Raw genomic sequence first — 18493 nt, 5'->3', positions numbered from 1 at the left:
CATCATGAACATGCGCGTCAATATTCCGGTCGAACTGGACCGGCTGGCGATCGGCAACGACAGCATCCCGCGCCCCGTGGTGGGCGAGCCGGCCGCCGGCGCGGCCAGCCCGCACGAATCGGCCGCGCTGCACGTCAGCGGCGAAGCTGTGTACACCGACGACATTCCCGAATTGCGCAATACCGTGTACGCGGCGCTGGGCCTGTCCGACAAGCCCCATGCCCGCATCACCGCCATGGATCTGGATGCCGTGCGCCAGGCGCCGGGCGTGCTGGCCGTACTGACGGCCAAGGACATCCCGGGCGTGAACGATTGCGGTCCGGTGGTCGCCGACGACCCCATCCTGGCCGATGGCGTCGTGCAGTACGTGGGGCAGGCGATGTTCGTGGTGGTGGCCAAGACCGTGGACCAGGCCCGCCGCGCCGCGCGTCTCGGGAAGGTCAGCTATGAAGAGCTGCCCTTTCTGTTGACGCCTCAGCAGGCCAAGGCGGCCGGCGCCGGCACGACCGACGAACTGCGCCTGATCCAGGGCGATGTGCAAAAGGCGCTGGACGGCGCCCCGGTGCGCCTGACGGGCGAGTTTTCCTGCGGCGGACAGGAACAGTTCTACCTTGAAGGCCAGATCGCCTACGCCATCCCGCGTGAAAAAGACGGCATGCAGGTGCTGTGCTCCACCCAGCACCCCACTGAAATGCAGCATGCCGTGGCGCATGCCCTGGGCTGGCAGCGTCACCAGGTCGAGATCGAATGCCGGCGCCTGGGCGGCGGCTTCGGCGGCAAGGAATCCCAATCCGCGCTCTTTGCCTGTGTGGCGTCCGTCTGCGCCGCCAGGCTGCAGCGGCCGGTGAAGCTGCGGGCCGACCGCGACGACGACATGATGATCACGGGCAAGCGCCACGGGTTCTACTTTGAATATGACGTCGGCTTCGATCAGGACGGTCTCATCCTGGGCGTGCGCCTGGACATGACCCTGCATTCCGGCTATTCGGCGGACCTGTCCGAGGCCGTCGCCAGCCGCGCTCTGGCGCACTTCGACAATGCCTATTACATTCCGGCCGCCGATATCCACACCATGTGCGGCAAGGTCAACACCCAGTCGGCCACGGCTTTTCGCGGTTTCGGCGCTCCACAAGGCGCCCTGATCACCGAGGTGCTGATCGACCGCGTGGCCCGCCAGTTGGGCAAAGACCCGCTGGATGTGCGCTATCTGAATCTGTACGGTACCGATACGCGCAATACGACCCCCTATGGCGAGGTCGTCGAGGGCAATCTGCTGCACCCGATCATCAGCGAACTGGAAGCCTCTTCCGACTACCGCGCCCGCCGTCAGGCGGTGCGGGACTTCAACGCCCATAGCCCCGTCCTGAAAAAGGGCCTGGCGCTCACCCCGGTGAAATTCGGCATTTCCTTCAACGTGCCGGCCTTCAACCAGGCGGGCGCCCTGGTGCACATCTACCGCGACGGTTCGGTGCTGCTGAACCACGGCGGCATCGAAATGGGCCAGGGGCTGAACACCAAGGTCGCGCAGATCGTCGCCAACACGCTGGGCCTGGATCTGGAATGCGTGCGCGTCACCGCCACGGACACCTACAAGGTCGTCAATACGTCGGCCACGGCGGCGTCCACCGGGTCCGATCTGAACGGCAAGGCGGCTGAAGACGCCGCGCTGACGCTACGCGCCCGCCTGGCGGATTTCGCCGCCCGGAAATACGGCGGCAAGGCCGAGGATGTGTCCTTCGCCTGGCGCCAGGTCAGCGTCAATGGCAAGACCCTGCCGTTCGCGCAACTGGTCGAAGAGGCCTATTGGGACCGTGTGCAGCTGTGGTCCGACGGGTTCTACAAGACGCCCGGCATCAGTTGGGACAAGGCGACCAGCCGCGGCAATCCCTTCTTCTACTACGCTTTCGGCGCCGCCGTGTCCGAGGTGGTCGTCGATACGCTGTCGGGCGAATGGAAACTGCTGCGGGCCGACATCCTGCACGATGCGGGGGCGTCCATCAATCCGGCCATCGACATCGGTCAGATCGAGGGCGGCTACATTCAGGGCATGGGCTGGCTGACCACCGAAGAGCTGGTCTGGCGCGCCGATGGCCGCCTGACCACGCATGCGCCATCCACCTACAAGATCCCGGCGATCAGCGATTGCCCGCGCGATTTTCGCGTGCGGCTGTTCAAGGCTCGCAACCACCAGGATTCCGTCCATCATTCCAAAGCGGTGGGCGAACCGCCGCTGGTGCATGGCGTCAGCGTCTTCAACGCGATCGTCGATGCAGTGTCCGCGCTGGGCGATGGGCGTGAGTCGCCCGACCTGGACGCCCCGGCCACCCCGGAAGCCATTCTGATGGCGGCCGAAGCCCTGCGGCGCCGCTGCGCCGCGACGGCCTGAGCGAGGCGCCGGCATGACAGCCTGGATCGATCAGGCCCTCTGGTGCCTGGACCGCCGGCAGCCCGCGGTGCTGATCAGCGTCGCTTCCGTGCGCGGGTCGGCGCCTCGGGAAGCAGGCGCCAAGATGCTGGTGTCGGCCGGCCATCAGTGGTTGACGATCGGCGGCGGCCAGTTGGAATGGCAAGCCACGCGGCTGGCGCGCGAACACCTGACCGATGCGGATCATCCGGATCGCTGGGTCCGCGACATCCCGCTGGCGGCATCGGCCGGCCAATGCTGCGGTGGCCTGGTGACACTGCTGTTCGAGCGCCTGCGGGACGCGGATCGCGTTTGGCTGCTGGATGCGCGCGCGCGCCTGCAGCGCCAGGAATCGTTCGAGCGCGAGGTCGGCGTAGGCGGGCCGGGCGTGGCCCCGTGGGTCGGCTTGCAGGCGCCGGCGGCTGCGTCGCACCCGGCCAACCGTTTCCAGGCGGCCCGTCTGCTGGATCCCTCCGATGCCCGGGGCTGCCCCGTGCTGACGGAGCCTCTCCAGCCGGATTCCTTGCAGATACTGGTGTTCGGGGCGGGGCATGTCGGCCATGCCCTGGTCGATATCCTGGGCACCTTGCCCTGTCGCGTCACCTGGGTCGATGCCCGGGACGAGCTTTTCCCGGATACCGTGGCTCCGAACGTCATCATCGAAGCCACCGATACGCCCGAGGCCGTCATCGATCAGGCGCCGCCCGGCAGCTGCTACCTGGTCATGACGCATGACCATGCCCTGGACCAGCATCTGTGCGAGCAGATCATGAAACGCGATGATGCGGCCTATTTCGGCCTGATCGGCTCGGCCACCAAATGGCATAAATTCCAGCAGCGCTTCGCGGCGCGCGGCATCCCGCCCGAACGCTATGCGCGCATCACCTGCCCCATCGGCGAACCAGGCATCGAGGGCAAGCAACCCGCCGTGATCGCCGTGGCCGTGGCGGCGCAACTGATGCGGCTGCGCACACAATTGGCGCATCGCGCCGCGCACGCCGCCGGGCAGGCGGACCTCGCGGTGACGCACTGATTCGAACACGAGGACCGGCCGCCGAGCCGGCGCCGTAAAACATCCTTAGGAGACACTCCCATGACCTCGACGTCAAACGCCCAAGCCGTGCCCGATGTACAGGCTTATCGCGCCCAGTTGCTGTATTTCCGCGATACCCCCAAGGCCGAGGACGAAGCCTGTGTATGGATCCGGGACGGCCTGCTGGTGGTGCGCGACGGCGCGATCGAGCAGTGCGGGGACTATGACGAACTGGCCCGGGACCTGCCCGCCGGCATCGCCGTGCATGATTGGCGCGGCCGCCTGATCACGCCGGGCTTCATCGACACGCACATCCACTATCCGCAGACCGACATGATCGCGTCGCCCGCGCCCGGCCTGCTGCCCTGGCTGGAAACCTATACGTTTCCGACGGAACGGCGCTTCGAAAACCCGGACTATGCCCAGGAAGTGGCGAAGTTCTTCCTGGATGAACTGCTGCGCTGCGGCACCACCACCGCCCTGGTGTATTGCACCGTGCACCCGGGTTCGGCCCAGGCCTTCTTCGAGGAAAGCCATGCCCGCAATCTGCGCATGGTGGCCGGCAAGGTCATGATGGACCGCAATTGTCCGGAATACCTGCGCGACACCGCCGAATCCGGCGCGCGCGACAGCGAAATGCTGCTGCAGCGCTGGCATGGCAAGGGCCGCCAGATGTACGCCCTGACGCCGCGCTTCGCGCCCACGTCCACTCCCGAACAACTGGGCCGCTGCCGCGAACTGGCGCAGCGCTATTCCGATGTCTTCATCCAGTCGCACGTGTCCGAAAACCAGGACGAGGTGAAATGGGTGATGTCGCTGTTCCCCGGCCACCGCAGCTACCTGGACATCTACGACGACTACGGCTTGCTGCGCCCCCGCGCCGTGTACGGGCACTGCGTCTGGCTGGACGATGACGACCGCCGCCGCATGCGCGATGCCGGGGCGGTGGCGGCGCACTGCCCCACGTCCAATCAGTTCCTGGGCAGCGGCCTGTTCGATTTCGCTGCCGCCAAGGACTTCGGCATGCCGGTGACCCTGGCCACGGACGTGGGGGGAGGCTCGTCGTTTTCCATGCTGCAGACCATGAACGAGGCCCACAAGGTCGCCCGCCTGTCGGGCCATCACCTGACGGCGCGGCGCATGTTCTGGCAGGCGACGCAGGGCGCCGCCAAGCACCTGGGCCTGACCGGGCAGATCGGCACGCTGGAAGCCGGCGCCGAAGCCGATTTCATCGTGTTGGACCCGCAGGCCACGCCGTTGCTGGAACGCCGCACGGCGCGCGCCGAATCGCTGGAGGAACTGTTGTTCGCCCTGGCCATGCTGGGGGACGACCGCGCGATCGCCGCGACCTACGCGGCAGGCAGGGAAGTGCATCGACGAAAGTGACGTCACCGCGACATTGCGGTGCGTTTCTTTCATGAATCAAGGTTTTCCCTTACTTTCGATGAAACTTGCGAAATCAAAAATTATTAATAGTATTATTGATTTCGCAAATCCTCGCGGAAAAACAAGGAACCAGGGCCCTGAGGCGCCGGAGTTCCTGATGAAGTACGAACGACCGCGACCATATCGATCGTCGACAAAGGGAGACATCCATGAAGGCAGCTTTTTCAAAGGCGGGCGCGGTTGCGGTGGCAGCGACCCTGCTGGCATTTTCCGCCGCCCCGCAGGCCCAGGTGAAGATTGGCGTCATCAACAGCCTGTCGGGCACGTTCGCAGAGTTCGGGCAGCGATACCGCACCGGGATCGATGTGGCGCTCGAGGAAATCAACAAGGACGGCGGCATCAACGGCCAGCAGCTTGAAGTCATTACCCAGGACGACACCTCCCAGGCGCAAAGCGCGCTGGCGGCGCTGGAATCCCTGAAGAACCAGAAGGTTGCGCTGATCATCGGCACCTACGCCTCGTCCATGACCGGGCCGCTGGCCCGCCTGGCCACCCGAGAGGAAATGCCGCTGATCGTGCTGGGCAGCGCGGACGACAGCATCACCAAGCCGGGCTCGCCGTGGGTATTCCGTGCCAAGCATAATTCCACCATTGTCGCCACGACGTACTTCGATTATTACGACAGCCTGAAGAAGAAGGACGACAGCCTGAAGAAGGTCGCCATTGTGTACGCCAACAGCGCATGGCCGGCATCGCTGGCCGAGACCGGCAAGAAACTGGCGCAGGAACGCGGCTATGAACTGGTGGGTTATCAGGCCTACAACCAGGGCACGACCGACTTCCGGCCCATCCTGAATCGCCTCGTCACGGAAAAACCGGACATTCTCTATATGTCCACGTATGCGGCCGACGGTGTGGCCATCGCGCGCCAGATCCGCGAGGTGGGCCTGAACGTCAAGGTCATGACGCTGGACACCTCGTCATCGCTGCCCAGCTTCGTCCAGCAACTGGGGCCGACGTCCGAATATTTCACCTCGGCCGTCACCTGGAACAAGGACGCGCAGTACCCGGGGACCGCCGATCTGACCAAGCGCCTGGCGGATCGCGCCAAGGCGGAGCCGTCCTTCTACGAGGCGGAAGGCTATCAGGAACTGCGCCTGGCCGCTGACGCGCTGCGTCGCGCCAAGTCCCTGGCGCCCAACGACGTGCGCGAGGCCCTGCTGCAGACCAATCTGAAGACGGCTGCCGGCGATGTGGTCTTCAAGAGCGACGGCGGATTCCAGAATCAGAACCCCATCCGCGATCTGATCATCCAGATCAAGGACGGGCAGCATGTCACCGTCTATCCGGAAGACCTGGCTTCCTCGCCCTCCGTGTTCCCTGTGCCTCACTGGGATAAACGCTAGGCAGTCGCGCGCCGAGCCGTGCGCGCGCCGCCCCGCGCCGAATTGCGGGGCGGCATCCTGAACCCGTCTGAGAATCACCCATTCGAGCCACCCCATGCCGGATCTCATTCCTTTATTCCAGAATCTTGCCGATGGCCTGCTGATCGGCATGGTGTACGCCATGATCGGCATCGGCCTGACACTGATTTTCAGCGTCATGAACACGATCAATTTCGCACACGGCGATTTTGTGGTCCTGGGCATGTACGCAGCCGTCTTCCTGAGTGGATTGCTGGGCTGGGACCCTTACCTGAGCCTCGTCCTCATTGCGCCGGCGGGTTTTCTGCTGGGTGTGCTCATCCAGAAGACCGTTCTGGAGCGCATCATCGATGCTTCACAGGAAACCAGCATGCTGGTCACCCTGGGCATTTCGCTGATCGTCGGCAATCTGCTGCTGCTGGCGTTCGGCACCGAGCCGAAATCGATCTACACCTCATACGCATCGGACACCCTGCGGTTCCTGTCGGTCCATGTGTCGGTGGTGCTGCTGCTGGCGGGCCTGGCGACGCTGGTGGTGACCTCGGCGCTCTATCTGTTGCTGCATCGCACCGAAGTAGGCCGGTCCATCCGGGCGACGGCCGAGAACATGCTGGGGGCCGAGCTGGTCGGGATCGACACCAAGCGGGTGCAGGCCATCGTCATGGGCCTGGGCACGTTGTTGGCCGTCACCGCCGGCGTCACGCTCATCCCGCTGCTGTATGCCACCCCGACGTCCACGGGGTCGTTGTTCACCCTGAAAGCCTTCGTGGTCATCGTGTTGGGCGGGCTGGGCAACGTCACGGCAGCCGCCGTCGGCGGGCTGCTGCTGGGGGTGGTGGAGGTGCTGGGCGCATCCTACCTGTCCTCTGACTATCGCGAGGCCTATGGCCTGCTGGCGTTCCTGCTGGTGCTTCTGCTCAAGCCCGAGGGCTTGTTCGGGAAAAAGGTGAAAAGAGTATGAAACGCGATCTGATCATCCTCGGAATCCTGATCCTGGCGGCGGCGCTGTATCCGCTGACGGGGTCCCAATTCCTGGCGATTCCCATCATGGCCCTGCTGTTCGTGGGCTGGGCTACGTCCTGGGACATCCTGGGCGGCTGGACCGGGCAGGTCAGCCTGGGGCACGTGGCGTTCGTGGGCCTGGGCGCCTATTTCGTCGCGGTCGGCGCCGAGCATTACGGACTGGCGCCCTGGTGGACGATCCTGATGGCGATTGGCTGCGCCATGGTGCTGGCCTTCATCTGGGGGACACTCACCTTCCGCCTGCAGGGGGTGTATTTCGCGATGTCCACCATCGCGATCGCGGAAATCATCCGTCTGGTCGTCATCAATGAGAACTGGCTCAGCGGCGGCGCGACGGGGGTTTTCATCATCTCGCTGCCCACCATCATGGGTTTTGACCTGCTCAACAAGGTGACGCAGTTCTATCTGGCGCTGGGGTTCGCGGCCGTGTCGCTGCTGGTGGTCATCTCCCTGGCCCGCTCCCGGCTGGGGTATCAATTGCGCGCGGTGCGGGAAGATGAGCAGTCCGCGATGGCGGCCGGCATCAATCCCCAGCGGGCCAAGCTGCTGGCCTTCGTGATCTCCGCCGGGTTGACGACCCTGGGCGGCGGCATCTATGGCCTTTACTTGTCGTTCATGGAACCGGACGTCCTGTTCAATCTGTTCTTTTCAGTCCAGATCGCCTTGACGGCCATCGTCGGCGGGCGCGGCACAGTCTGGGGGCCGGCGCTGGGCGCCGTGATCCTGGTCAGCGCCTCGGAAATGTTCAGGACGACATTCGCGCAGGCCAATATGCTGGTCTACGGAGTGCTGATCCTGATCGTCATGTTGTTCCTCCAGCGGGGGATTCTCGGGGAAATCCTGTATCACCGGATTCGGAGGGCTTATGCAAACCGCACTCAAGGCTGAACACATCACAGTCAGGTTCGGCGGCGTGGTTGCCGTCAACGATGTTTCTTTCACGCTGCCTCAGGGCGGGATCCTGGGGCTGATCGGACCCAATGGCGCGGGCAAGACGACCCTGTTCAACGCCGCCACTGGTTTCACGCCGATGGCGCAGGGGCGGGTGGCCTTCTTCGGCCGGGACGTCACGCGTCAGCCTGCGTATGAACGGGCGCGGCAGGGCATGGGCCGCACCTTCCAGATCGAGCGTCCCTATGAGTCGCTCACGGTGCTGGAAAACGCCCTGATCCCCGCCTTCCTGCACCACCGCAGGCGTGCGCAGGCCGAAAAGACCGCCATGGAGGCACTGGAAGTGGTGGGCCTGGTCGATCGCGCGCATCAACCGGCATCCGACCTGAACCTGGCCCGTCTGCGACGCCTGGAACTGGCCAAGGCGCTGGCGACCAAGCCCAAGGTGCTGTTCCTGGACGAAATCATGGCGGGGCTCAACCCGCCCGCCCTGGCGGCCATGATCGATTTGCTGAAAGGATTGACCGCGAGCGGCCTGTCGATCCTGATGGTCGAACACATCATGGAAGCGATCATCAAACTGTCCGATCATGTGCTGGTGCTGGCCAGTGGCAATCTGATCGCCGAGGGCGAACCGCAGCAGGTGATTGCGCTGCCGCAGGTGGTCGAAGCTTATCTGGGGACCGATTCCGAATGAATGCATCAACTTCCACGCCTGTGCTCAAGGTCGATCGGGTCAGCCTGGGCTATGGGCCTTTGCAGGTGGTGTTTGACGTGTCGCTGGAGGTTCGCCAGGGGGAACTGGTCGGGCTGGTCGGCGGCAACGGCAGCGGCAAGTCCACGATTCTGCGGGCGGCCTCGGGCATGATCCACCCCATGTCGGGCCACATCTATTTTGCGGGAGAGCGGGTCGACAAGCTGCCGCCGCACAAGCTTGCGCGCAGGGGCCTGGCGCATGTCCCCATGGGGCGGCAGCTTTTTCCCAATCTGTCCGTGCACGAGAATCTGCTGCTGGGGGCCTCGCAGGTGAACCCCCGGGATCGGCGCGCCGGCCTGCTGGAGAAGGTCTATGATCTTTTCCCGGACCTCAGCGCTCTGCAGAAGCGCGCTGCGGCATCGCTGTCCGGGGGCCAGCAGCAGATGGTCGCCATTGGCCGGGCCCTGATGCTGGACCCTGTCATGCTGGTGATGGATGAACCCAGCCTGGGCTTGTCGCCGCTCTATGTGACGCAGATGATGAAGGCGATTCGCGCCGTGGCGGACACGGGGCTGCCGGTGCTGCTGGTCGAGCAGAACATCAAGAAAGTCCTGCAGTTCAGCGACCGGGCCTATGTGCTGGAGAACGGCCGGCTGGTCCTGGAGGGGCCTTCCGCCAAACTCGAGGGGGACCCCTTGATCCGCAAGGCATATCTTGGCCTGTAGGCGGACGCCTGCAGCCGCATGAATGATCAAACCGAGACGCCGCCTGCAGGGCGGCGCCGAATATTCTGGAGAGCTGTCCATGATGAACATTCCACGAGACCCTGCCGGCGAGGGTGGGCTTACCGGCTTTGCTCGGGATTTCCGCAGTGGCAAGATCACGTCCCTGGCGGCGACGCAGGCGTATCTGGCGCGCATCGAAGCCCTGGACAAGAAGCTGGGCGCATACCAGAACGTGGATGCCGAAAAGGCGCTGGCATCGGCCAAGGCCATGGATCTGTTGTGGGCGGCGGGGGTGGATCTGGGGCCCTTGATGGGGGTTCCCGTCGCAGTCAAGGATGTGTTCGTCATGCGGGGGTATCCAGCCCCGAAAGCAGGGTCGCGTCTCGATCTGACGCCCGTCGTCGGTACTCAGGAAGGTCCATTCATCGATGCGCTGCGGCGTTGCGGCGCGGTCATCCTGGGGACCACGAAGGCGGTTGAGCTGTGTCTGGGTATCGTAGGGGTGTCCTCGACATTGGGTACGCCCTGGAATCCCTGGGATGCGACGCGGCACCGTGTCCCCGGCGGGTCCAGTTCGGGGTCCGCCGTGGCCTGTGCCGCCGGCCTGTGCGTATTCGCCATCGGTTCGGACTCGGGCGGATCGGTCAGAGTGCCGGCCGCGTTCAACGGGATTTTCGGGCTCAAGACGACCTTTGGCCATTGGCCGACGGCGGGCTCCGTGCCGCTGGATCCCAGCGTGGATACCATCGGTTTGCTGACGCGTTCGGCCAAGGATGCCAGGGTCGCTTTCGATACCCTGGAAAGACAACTGTTTGGCCAGCGTGCGCCGCACTCGACCAGGGAAGTGCGCCTGGACACGCTCGTCATCGGTCGGCCTGCGAATTATTTCTATGAAGGCCTGTCCCCCGAGGTCGAGACCGCCGTCGGTCTGGCCAATGACGCGCTGCGGTCCGCTGGCTGCAAGTTCCAGGACGTGGTCGTCACGGAAGCGGCCGAGCGTGCGGAGTATTTCCCGAAGTCCATGCCGGTGTCGCTGCTGGCCATGATGGGCAAGGACACCTTCGAGGCATCCCGGGCGTTGATCGACCCGGTGGTTGCTGCGCGCGTCGCGACCGGGGTCGGTGTGGATGCGGTGGATTTCATGCGCCTGCGCGACCGGCGTGCGCATCATATCGAGGCGGCCAAGCGCTATTTCACCGAGGTCGATGTGATCGGCTGCCCGACGGCTGCCCTGGTTCCCCCCTGCGTGGATGATTTCGATGATCCGGACACCGCGATGACGCATGCCCTGGGCATGACGCGCAACACGCAGCCGTCCAATTATCTGGGGCAATGTGCCGTTTCCATGCCATTGAAGCGGGGCGCCGGTGAATTGCCGGTCGGCTATCAGCTGGTGGGGGCGCCGTTCTCGGATTCGGCCCTGCTCGATATCGCGGTTGCCATTGAGCAGGTTTTCGGGGTGGGATCGGCCCCTGATCTGTCACAATTGGCGTGAACAGCAATTGCCAAGGCCGTTGAAGCAATGAACCATCAACCCGCCAGCTCGGCGACCGTACGTACCGTCATCAGGGACCTGGAGGCCGACATCATCTTCGGCCGGCTGCGCCCCAACGAGGAACTGACCGAGGATGCGCTCATGGAGCGTTTTTCGGTCAAGCGCCATGTCGTGCGTTCGGCGATCCAGGAACTCGTCTCGCGCCGGGTGGTCACCAAGCCGCCGTCCCGATCGGCCAGGGTCAAGGACTTCACGCTGGACGAGGTGCGCGAGATCTATCACATGCGTGAACTCCTGCAGCGCGACGCCGTGCGGATCATGCCGCAGCCCGTTCCGGCCGATGGCCTGGCGGCGCTCAAGGCGACCTATGACCGGCATGCCGCAGCCGTGGCGGCGGGGGCGGACGGCGGCTTGATCCACCAGCTCAATGATGAGTTTCACGACCGTTTATTCGCCCTGTGCGGCAATCGGGAACTGTGCAAGGCGATTGCTTTTTATACCGAGGTTTCCAACCCCATCCGCTCGTACGGCATCGTCGATGCCGGCTGGCTGAGCCAGGCGGTGGAAGAACACGGTGCGATGATCCTGGCGATCGAGCGGCAGGACCGCGACACGCTGGCCAGGCTCGTGGTGGATCACATGCAACCCACGCGGCATCGCTGGGAGGTCCTGCATGCGGATCGGGCGCTGTCGCATGCTCAACTGACGGATTGATCTTGATGCTGGAAGAAGTCGATTGCGTCGTGGTGGGGGCCGGAGTGGTAGGGCTGGCCGTGGCGCGCGCCTGCGCGCAGGCCGGTCACGAAACCATTCTGCTGGAGGCGGAATCCGCCATCGGCACGGGCACCAGCGCGCGCAACAGCGAGGTTATCCATGCCGGCATCTACTACCCGCCGGGTTCGTTGAAGGCACGATTGTGCGTCCAGGGCCGCCAGGCGCTGTACGCCTATTGCGATGCGCGGAATGTGCCTTATTGGCGGTGCGGCAAGCTCATCGTCGCCACGGTCGACGGGCAGCGCGGCACTCTGGAATCCCTGGCGGCCCGGGCGGCCGCCAACGGCGTCAATGATCTGCAGTGGCTGGATGCCGGTCAGGCGCGACAGGAAGAACCCGCCCTGCATTGTGTCGTGGCGCTGAAGTCGCCATCCACAGGGATCATCGACAGCCACGCGCTGATGCAGGCGCTGCTGGGCGACCTGGAGGCCGCCGGCGGTCTGCTGGCGCTGTGTTCTCCCGTGCTGTCGGGGCAGGCCGTGACTGGCGGCATTGTCCTGCAGGTGGGGGGGGGCGAGCCCATGGAAATCCGCGCCCGGCATGTGATCAATAGCGCCGGACTGCAGGCCACGGCGCTGGCCGCCGGGATCGATGGCCTGCCGACGGCCTCGATTCCATCCATGCGGCTGGCAAAAGGCAATTACTACGCGCTGTCCGCGGCGTCGCCCTTTTCCCATTTGATCTACCCGGTCCCGGTCGGAGGCGGGCTGGGCGTCCACCTGACGCTGGATCTGGGGCGCAGGGCGCGATTCGGCCCGGATGTGCAATGGATCGACCAGATTGCCTACGACGTGGATCCGGATCGCGCAAAGAGCTTCTACGAGTCGATCCGGCGGTACTGGCCCGGGTTGCCCGATGATGCCCTGCATGCCGATTACGCCGGGATACGTCCCAAGGTCGCCACGGCCACCGGCGAGGATGCCGATTTCATCATCCAGGGGCCGCGCGATCATGGCGTGGACGGCCTGGTCAATCTGTATGGCATCGAATCGCCGGGCCTGACGTCGGCCCTGGCGATCGCGGATGAGGCGGTCGCCAGACTGCACGGATGAGTCGCGGCCGGCTACATGTGGCCGCCATCACATCCTCCATGCGTCACAAAGACCTGCCATAATCGGACGCATGGAAAAATTCATGGATACCCCACGCCCGACACGGCTGCCGCCGCTGGTCCCGTTCGCCAGCTACGACGATGCCGATGCGGCCGTTGACCAACTGATCCACCTGTATCAGCGCAACACCGCGTTCATCCGCGACGCCTTCCGGGAATACGGCGCGGGCACGCTGGACGTCGGCCAGCGCGTGCGGGCCTGCTATCCGGCCATCCGCATCCGCATCAACACCTACCCCGACGTGGACAGCCGCCTGTCCTATGGCCATCTGGTCGAGCCCGGCGTCTACATGACCACGGTGACGCGCCCGGCGCTGTTTCGCGACTACCTGCGCGAACAGGTGCGGCTGTTGCTGCGCAATCACCGGGTGCCGGTGGAAATCGGCGAGTCGGATCTCCCCATCCCCTTGCATTTCGCCTTCCCGGAAGGCGAATATGCCCAGGGGGAATACTCCGAAGTCCCGGGCCATACGCTGCGCGATCATTTCGATGTGCCCGACCTCGCGGTCACGGACGATGCCATCGTCAACGGCACCTGGCGCGGCCGCGCGAACCAGCCTCGGCCGCTGGCGCCCTTCACGGGGCCGCGCATCGATTATTCGCTGCAGCGCCTGCAGCATTACACAGGGACGTCGCCCACGCATTTCCAGGATTTCGTCCTGTTCACGAACTATCAGTTCTATGTGGATGAATTCGTGAAATGGGCGCGGGCCACGCTGGCGACCGGGGCGGGCGGCTATACCGCGCTGGTGGAACCCGGCAATCACATCGTCACGCAGGAAACCGCTGCCCAGGAAGCCCCGCCGCTGGCCTTCACTCCGCAGATGCCCACCTACCACCTGAAGCGCGAGGGTCACACCGGCATCACGCTGATCAATATCGGGGTGGGGCCGTCCAACGCCAAGACCATCACCGACCATGTGGCCGTGCTGCGGCCGTCGGCCTGGCTGATGCTGGGTCACTGCGCGGGGCTGCGCACCACCCAGCGCCTGGGCGATTACGTGTTGGCCCATGGCTATGTGCGCCAGGATCACGTACTGGACGATGACTTGCCCCTGTGGGTGCCGGTGCCGCCGCTGGCCGAAGTCCAGGTGGCCCTGGAAGACGCCGTGGCCGAGGTCGCCGGTCTGTCGGGCTGGGAACTGAAGAAGATCATGCGCACCGGCACGGTCGCCACCATCGACAACCGCAACTGGGAACTGCGCGACCAGCAGGAGCCCGTGCAGCGCCTGTCGCAGTCGCGGGCCATCGCCCTGGACATGGAATCGGCCACCATCGCCGCCAACGGCTTCCGCTTCCGGGTGCCCTACGGCACGCTGCTGTGCGTGTCGGACAAGCCCCTGCATGGCGAATTGAAGTTGCCCGGCATGGCCAGCGCCTTCTACCGTACCCAGGTCAATCAGCATCTGCACATCGGCATCCGGGCGCTGGAGCGCCTGCGCGAGATGCCCGGCGAACGCCTGCATTCACGTAAACTTCGCAGCTTCATCGAAACGGCATTTAAATAATCATGGCCCTGCGCGCCACCATCTACAAAGCAGAACTCAATGTCGCGGACAACGACCGCGGCTATTACGGCAGCCACGCCGTCACCGTGGCGCGCCATCCGTCCGAGACCGACGAGCGCCTGATGGTGCGCCTGCTGGCCTATGCCTTGTGGGTGCAGGCCGACGAGCGGCTGGTCTTCACGCGAGGCCTGAGCGATACCGATGAACCCGATCTGTGGAATCTGGACCTGACGGGCGCCGTGCAGCAGTGGGTCGAGATCGGCCTGCCCGACGATCGCCGCCTGCTGAAGGCCTGCGGTCGCGCCGGCCAGGTCATGGTCCTGGCCTATGGGCGCGGCGTGGACGTCTGGTGGGCGGGGGTGCGCAACAAGGTCGCGCGCGCCGGCAACTTGCGGGTCTACGCCCTGGATGCGGATGCCACGAAAACCCTGGCCGCGTTGGCGGACCGCAACATGACGCTGAGCATCAACATCACCGACCGCAGCGCCTGGGTGTCCTGCGAACGCGGCGACGTCAGCCTGGATGTGCTCAGCCTGCGCGAACCGGAATAAGCCGCGTGTGGGGCAGGCCTCGCCCGGCGAGCGCCGGCGGATGGCTGTTCTCCCCGGCGCTTGCAAGGGATGATCGGTCCGGCTGTCCGGCAGGGGCGGACGCGCCGGATCAGACGGCCGCCCGGTCCAGCGTTTCGAATTCCTGATCGCTCAAGACCACCTGGGCGCCCGCCACGTTCTGGGCCAGATGGTCGGGGCTGCCGGTCCCGGGAATCGGCAGCATCACGGGCGACCGTTTCAGCAGCCAGGCCAGGGCGATGGCGCTGGTCGTGACGCCATGCTGCCGGGCGATGTCCGCCAGTTTCGATCCAGGTTGGGCCAGGCGGCCGGCATTCAGCGGATACCAGGGAATGAAGCCGATATTGTGTTTGGCGCAGTAGTCCAGCACCGCCTCGCTTTTGCGTTCGCCCAGGTTGTACTGGTTCTGGACGGTGGCGACGGGGAAATACCGTTGGGCTTCCTCTATGTCGGCCGGGTGGACCTCGCTCAGGCCCACGTGGCGGATCAGGCCTTCCTTGCGCATGTCGGCAATCGCCTGCAACTGCGCCTGGCGCGATGCGCCGTGGTCCAGACGGTGCAGTTGCCACAGGTCGATGCGCTCTACCCCCAGACGGCGCAGGCTCATCAGCACGCACTGGCGCAGATAGCCGGGATCTCCCAGCGGCACCCACTGGTCCGGGCCGTGGCGCAGCAGTCCGCCCTTGGTGGCGATCAATAATCCTGTGTAGGGGTGCAGGGCCTCGCGGATCAGGTCTTCGCTGACGAACGGCCCGTAGCTGTCGGCCGTGTCGATGAAATTCACGCCCAGTTCGGGCAGGCGCCGCAGGGTGGCCAGGGCGGCCGCCGGGTCCGTCGGCGCCCCCCAGATGCCGGGGCCGGTGATGCGCATCGCGCCGTAGCCCAGGCGGTGGATGGGGATGTCGCCGCCAATCAGGAATGTGCCGGATGCGGCTGCGTCGGGTATCGTGGACATGGGAACCACCTGATCATGAATCGTCTGCCGAAAGGATCATGATAGGACGGTGCTCGCCGAGACGCCACAGGCGGTCTCCGGCCCGCGACCGTGGGGGATGAAGCGGGCTTTGCCGTGCGGGCGTCGCGCCGGCTACTGGTCCAGGATCATCTTCACCGACACGATGATCGCCATCGTCACCATCAGGACGCGGATCAGTTGATGGCCGCGGGTCACCACCAGCCGGGCGCCGATGGTGCCGCCCACCCATTGTCCGGCCAGCATCGGCAGGCCATAGGCCCAGACGATGTTGCCGTGCAGGGCGAAGAAGATCACCGCCGCCAGATTGCTGCACAGGTTCAGCAGCTTGGCGTGCGCCGTGGCTTTGACCAGGTTCATGCCCAGCAGCGTCACGAAGGAAATCGCCAGGAACGTGCCGGTGCCGGGCCCGAAGAATCCGTCGTAGAAGCCGATCAGCGGCGCCAGGGTGGCGGCATAGAGGGCGACCGTGATGCGTTGTGTCCGATCCTGCGCCCCGACCCTGGGCGACAGCAGAAAGTACAGGGCGAAGCCGATCAGCAGCACGGGGATGACCTGCTTCAGGATGCTGCTGTCGACTCGCGTCAGCGCGATGCCGCCCGCCAGCGACCCCAGGAACGTTCCCAGCATCATCCACCGGCTGCGCTTCAGGTCGATCTGCCGCATGCGCAGGAAGTGCAGGGTCGCCGCCGTGGACCCGGCAATCCCGCCGATCTTGTTGGTGGCGATCGCCGCTCCCGGCGGCAGTCCGACGGCCAGCAGCGCGGGGATCGTGATCAGTCCGCCGCCGCCCGCAATGGCATCGATGGTGCCCGCGACCAGGGCGACAATGAACAGCAGGGCGACGACGTCGAAGGTGATTTCCATGATGGCCGGATGAAAAACCCGTGAAGGGGAGAGCCGCCGGTGCGGTGCAACGCCAGCATGCTGGCGTCAGCAGATGACCGGGCCGTGTGATCAGGCGGTCACATCATACGCGGGTGTCTGGTGTTTGGCTTGCTGAAAATCGGGGGGAAGCGGAATCTGTCGCGGGCTGGGCTGTGTCGGGGCGGTCTTCTCAAGAACCCGGGCGGGCGGGGGCATACCCCCTTCATCCGGTTTACGTCGCCCGGTCCCGGCTTTGCCGGGACTGCCCTCCCTTCAGGCCGTCATCGGGGCGTTCGCCAAACTCGCGGGGCGGCCAGTCCCCCGGACTGGCCGCAAGCGTCCCGCTCAAACAGTGGCTCACTTGCCTCCCCGCTGATGGCCTTCCGGTCGGCGGGCTCCAAGTAAACCTCCTGAAGGGGCATGTCCCCTCCCGCCCTCTCAGCAGCGGGACTCCCGGCATCAAAGGAATGGGGCGGCATGTTCCGGCAGGGCTATGCGCCGCCGGAACATGCCGCCCCGATCGGGATCAGCGCTTCGCGATGTCTGCTTGCGCCTGCTTCACCAGATCGGGACCGATCTGTTTCGCCCACTTGTCGAACACCGGCTGTGTCGTCTTCGCGAACACGCCGATCTGCTCCGGCGACAGCACCGTCACCTTCACCCCGTGACCCTCGATTTCCTTCAGCAGGGAATCGTCCGTGTTCGTCACGCCTTTGCGGGCGATCACGAGTTCCTGACGGCCGGCCTCGATGGCGGCTTCGCGCACGATCTTCTGATCCGCCGGCGACCAGGATGCCCAGACATCCTTGTTCACCACGAACACCAGCGGGTCAGCCACATAGTTCCACAGGCTGAGGAACTTCTGGCCCACGTCGTACAGCTTGGCCCCCGCATAGATCGACAGGGGATTTTCCTGGCCGTCCACCGCGCCGCTGGCCAGGGCCGGCTGGGCGTCGGCCCAGCTCATTTGCGTCGGGTTGGCGCCCAGCGCCGTGAACGTGTCGATGTAAAGCGGCGAACCCACCACGCGCAGCTTCATCCCTTTGATGTCGTCCGGGGATTTGACTTCACGCACCGAATTGGACAACTGGCGGTAGCCATTTTCACCCCAGGCCAGCGGCACCACGCCCTTTTTCGACAGGATGTCGAACAGTTGCTCGCCGACCTTGCCCTGCGTCAGCGCGTCGATGGCCGGGTAGTCCGGCATCAGGAACGGCAGGGAAAAGATGTTCAGTTCCTTGACCTGCGGAGACCAGTTGATCGTGGACCCGATGGCCATGTCGATCACACCCTGGCGGATGGCCGTGAATTCGCGCGTCTGGTCGCCCTGCACCAGCGACGTGCCCGGGTAGACCTTGATGTTGATGCGCCCGTCGGTGCGCTGGCGCACCAGGTCGGACCAGATCACCGCCCCCTGGCCCCAGGGGAAATTCGTGCCCACCACGATGGACAGCTTGTATTCCGATTTGTAGTCGGCCGCCTGGGCCGGCAGCGTCGTGGCCAGGGCCGTGACGGCCAGGGCGGCGGCGCCGATCAGTCGTGTGAAATGCATGGTTGGTTCTCCTCTCCTGAAAAATCCGCGGTCCTCCCGGACCATTCATGATATCCGTGTC

General features: G+C 65.0%; 16 protein-coding genes. 13 read left to right on the top strand and 3 right to left on the bottom strand.

All coding sequences use genetic code 11. From position 1 onward, the window contains the following. The first annotated feature begins 10 nt into the window (after positions 1-10). The 13 genes from xdhB to WBG56_RS09555 all read left to right on the top strand — a co-directional run bounded on the left by xdhB (position 11) and on the right by WBG56_RS09555 (position 15022). Entirely contained in the window at positions 11-2386 is a 2376-nt protein-coding gene (gene xdhB / locus WBG56_RS09615; RefSeq protein WP_424267868.1) for a xanthine dehydrogenase molybdopterin binding subunit, read from the top strand. 13 nt (positions 2387-2399) lie between these two features. Further along, positions 2400-3437 (top strand): xanthine dehydrogenase accessory protein XdhC, encoded by a 1038-nt coding sequence (gene xdhC, locus WBG56_RS09610; RefSeq protein WP_424267652.1) that lies wholly within the window; start codon positions 2400-2402, stop codon positions 3435-3437. A 60-nt stretch (positions 3438-3497) separates the two neighbouring features. Further along, the gene (gene guaD, locus WBG56_RS09605) at positions 3498-4823 is read left to right on the top strand and encodes a guanine deaminase (RefSeq protein ID WP_424267650.1); all 1326 of its coding nucleotides are present in this window, start codon (positions 3498-3500) and stop codon (positions 4821-4823) included. Positions 4824-5032: 209 nt separating this feature from the next. Then, on the top strand, positions 5033-6229 hold the full coding sequence (locus WBG56_RS09600; protein ID WP_424267648.1) for an ABC transporter substrate-binding protein: 1197 nt from the start codon (positions 5033-5035) through the stop codon (positions 6227-6229). Between the two features lie 94 nt (positions 6230-6323). Beyond that, entirely contained in the window at positions 6324-7208 is an 885-nt protein-coding gene (locus WBG56_RS09595) for a branched-chain amino acid ABC transporter permease (RefSeq protein ID WP_424267646.1), read from the top strand. Further along, the gene (locus WBG56_RS09590) at positions 7205-8158 is read left to right on the top strand and encodes a branched-chain amino acid ABC transporter permease (RefSeq protein ID WP_424267644.1); all 954 of its coding nucleotides are present in this window, start codon (positions 7205-7207) and stop codon (positions 8156-8158) included. The genes WBG56_RS09595 and WBG56_RS09590 overlap by 4 nt, the downstream gene beginning before the upstream one ends. Then, a complete protein-coding gene (locus WBG56_RS09585; RefSeq protein WP_424267642.1) occupies positions 8136-8858 on the top strand; it encodes an ABC transporter ATP-binding protein in 723 nt (240 codons plus the stop codon). The genes WBG56_RS09590 and WBG56_RS09585 overlap by 23 nt, the downstream gene beginning before the upstream one ends. Continuing rightward, positions 8855-9583 carry an ABC transporter ATP-binding protein gene (locus tag WBG56_RS09580; RefSeq protein ID WP_424267640.1) on the top strand — a complete coding sequence of 243 codons (729 nt, stop codon included), beginning with the start codon at positions 8855-8857 and terminating at the stop codon, positions 9581-9583. The genes WBG56_RS09585 and WBG56_RS09580 overlap by 4 nt, the downstream gene beginning before the upstream one ends. Before the next feature lie 79 nt (positions 9584-9662). After that, complete coding sequence (locus WBG56_RS09575; RefSeq protein WP_424267638.1) at positions 9663-11078, top strand: amidase; 1416 nt, start codon at positions 9663-9665, stop codon at positions 11076-11078. Between the two features lie 27 nt (positions 11079-11105). After that, positions 11106-11792, top strand: coding sequence for a GntR family transcriptional regulator (locus WBG56_RS09570; protein WP_424267636.1), 687 nt, complete (start codon positions 11106-11108; stop codon positions 11790-11792). 5 nt (positions 11793-11797) lie between these two features. Beyond that, the gene (locus WBG56_RS09565; RefSeq protein WP_424267634.1) at positions 11798-12904 is read left to right on the top strand and encodes an NAD(P)/FAD-dependent oxidoreductase; all 1107 of its coding nucleotides are present in this window, start codon (positions 11798-11800) and stop codon (positions 12902-12904) included. 82 nt (positions 12905-12986) lie between these two features. Next, on the top strand, positions 12987-14471 hold the full coding sequence (locus tag WBG56_RS09560; RefSeq protein ID WP_424267632.1) for an AMP nucleosidase: 1485 nt from the start codon (positions 12987-12989) through the stop codon (positions 14469-14471). Positions 14472-14473: 2 nt separating this feature from the next. Further along, positions 14474-15022, top strand: coding sequence for a YaeQ family protein (locus WBG56_RS09555; RefSeq protein ID WP_424267630.1), 549 nt, complete (start codon positions 14474-14476; stop codon positions 15020-15022). A gap of 109 nt (positions 15023-15131) precedes the next feature. On the opposite strand, the gene WBG56_RS09550 is transcribed toward WBG56_RS09555, so the two are convergent. From WBG56_RS09550 to WBG56_RS09540, 3 genes are all read right to left on the bottom strand, one after another. Beyond that, the gene (locus WBG56_RS09550) at positions 15132-15995 is read right to left on the bottom strand and encodes an aldo/keto reductase (RefSeq protein ID WP_424267628.1); all 864 of its coding nucleotides are present in this window, start codon (positions 15993-15995) and stop codon (positions 15132-15134) included. A gap of 132 nt (positions 15996-16127) precedes the next feature. Continuing rightward, positions 16128-16880 (bottom strand): TSUP family transporter, encoded by a 753-nt coding sequence (locus WBG56_RS09545; RefSeq protein WP_424267626.1) that lies wholly within the window; start codon positions 16878-16880, stop codon positions 16128-16130. A gap of 526 nt (positions 16881-17406) precedes the next feature. After that, on the bottom strand, positions 17407-18432 hold the full coding sequence (locus tag WBG56_RS09540; protein ID WP_424267624.1) for a DctP family TRAP transporter solute-binding subunit: 1026 nt from the start codon (positions 18430-18432) through the stop codon (positions 17407-17409). Positions 18433-18493 lie beyond the last annotated feature (61 nt).

Source organism: Castellaniella sp. (assembly GCF_049671645.1).
Classification (GTDB): Bacteria; Pseudomonadota; Gammaproteobacteria; order Burkholderiales; family Burkholderiaceae_B; genus Castellaniella.
Note: the sequence above shows the minus strand (reverse complement) of the source record. Positions and strands in the feature narration are given on the sequence as shown.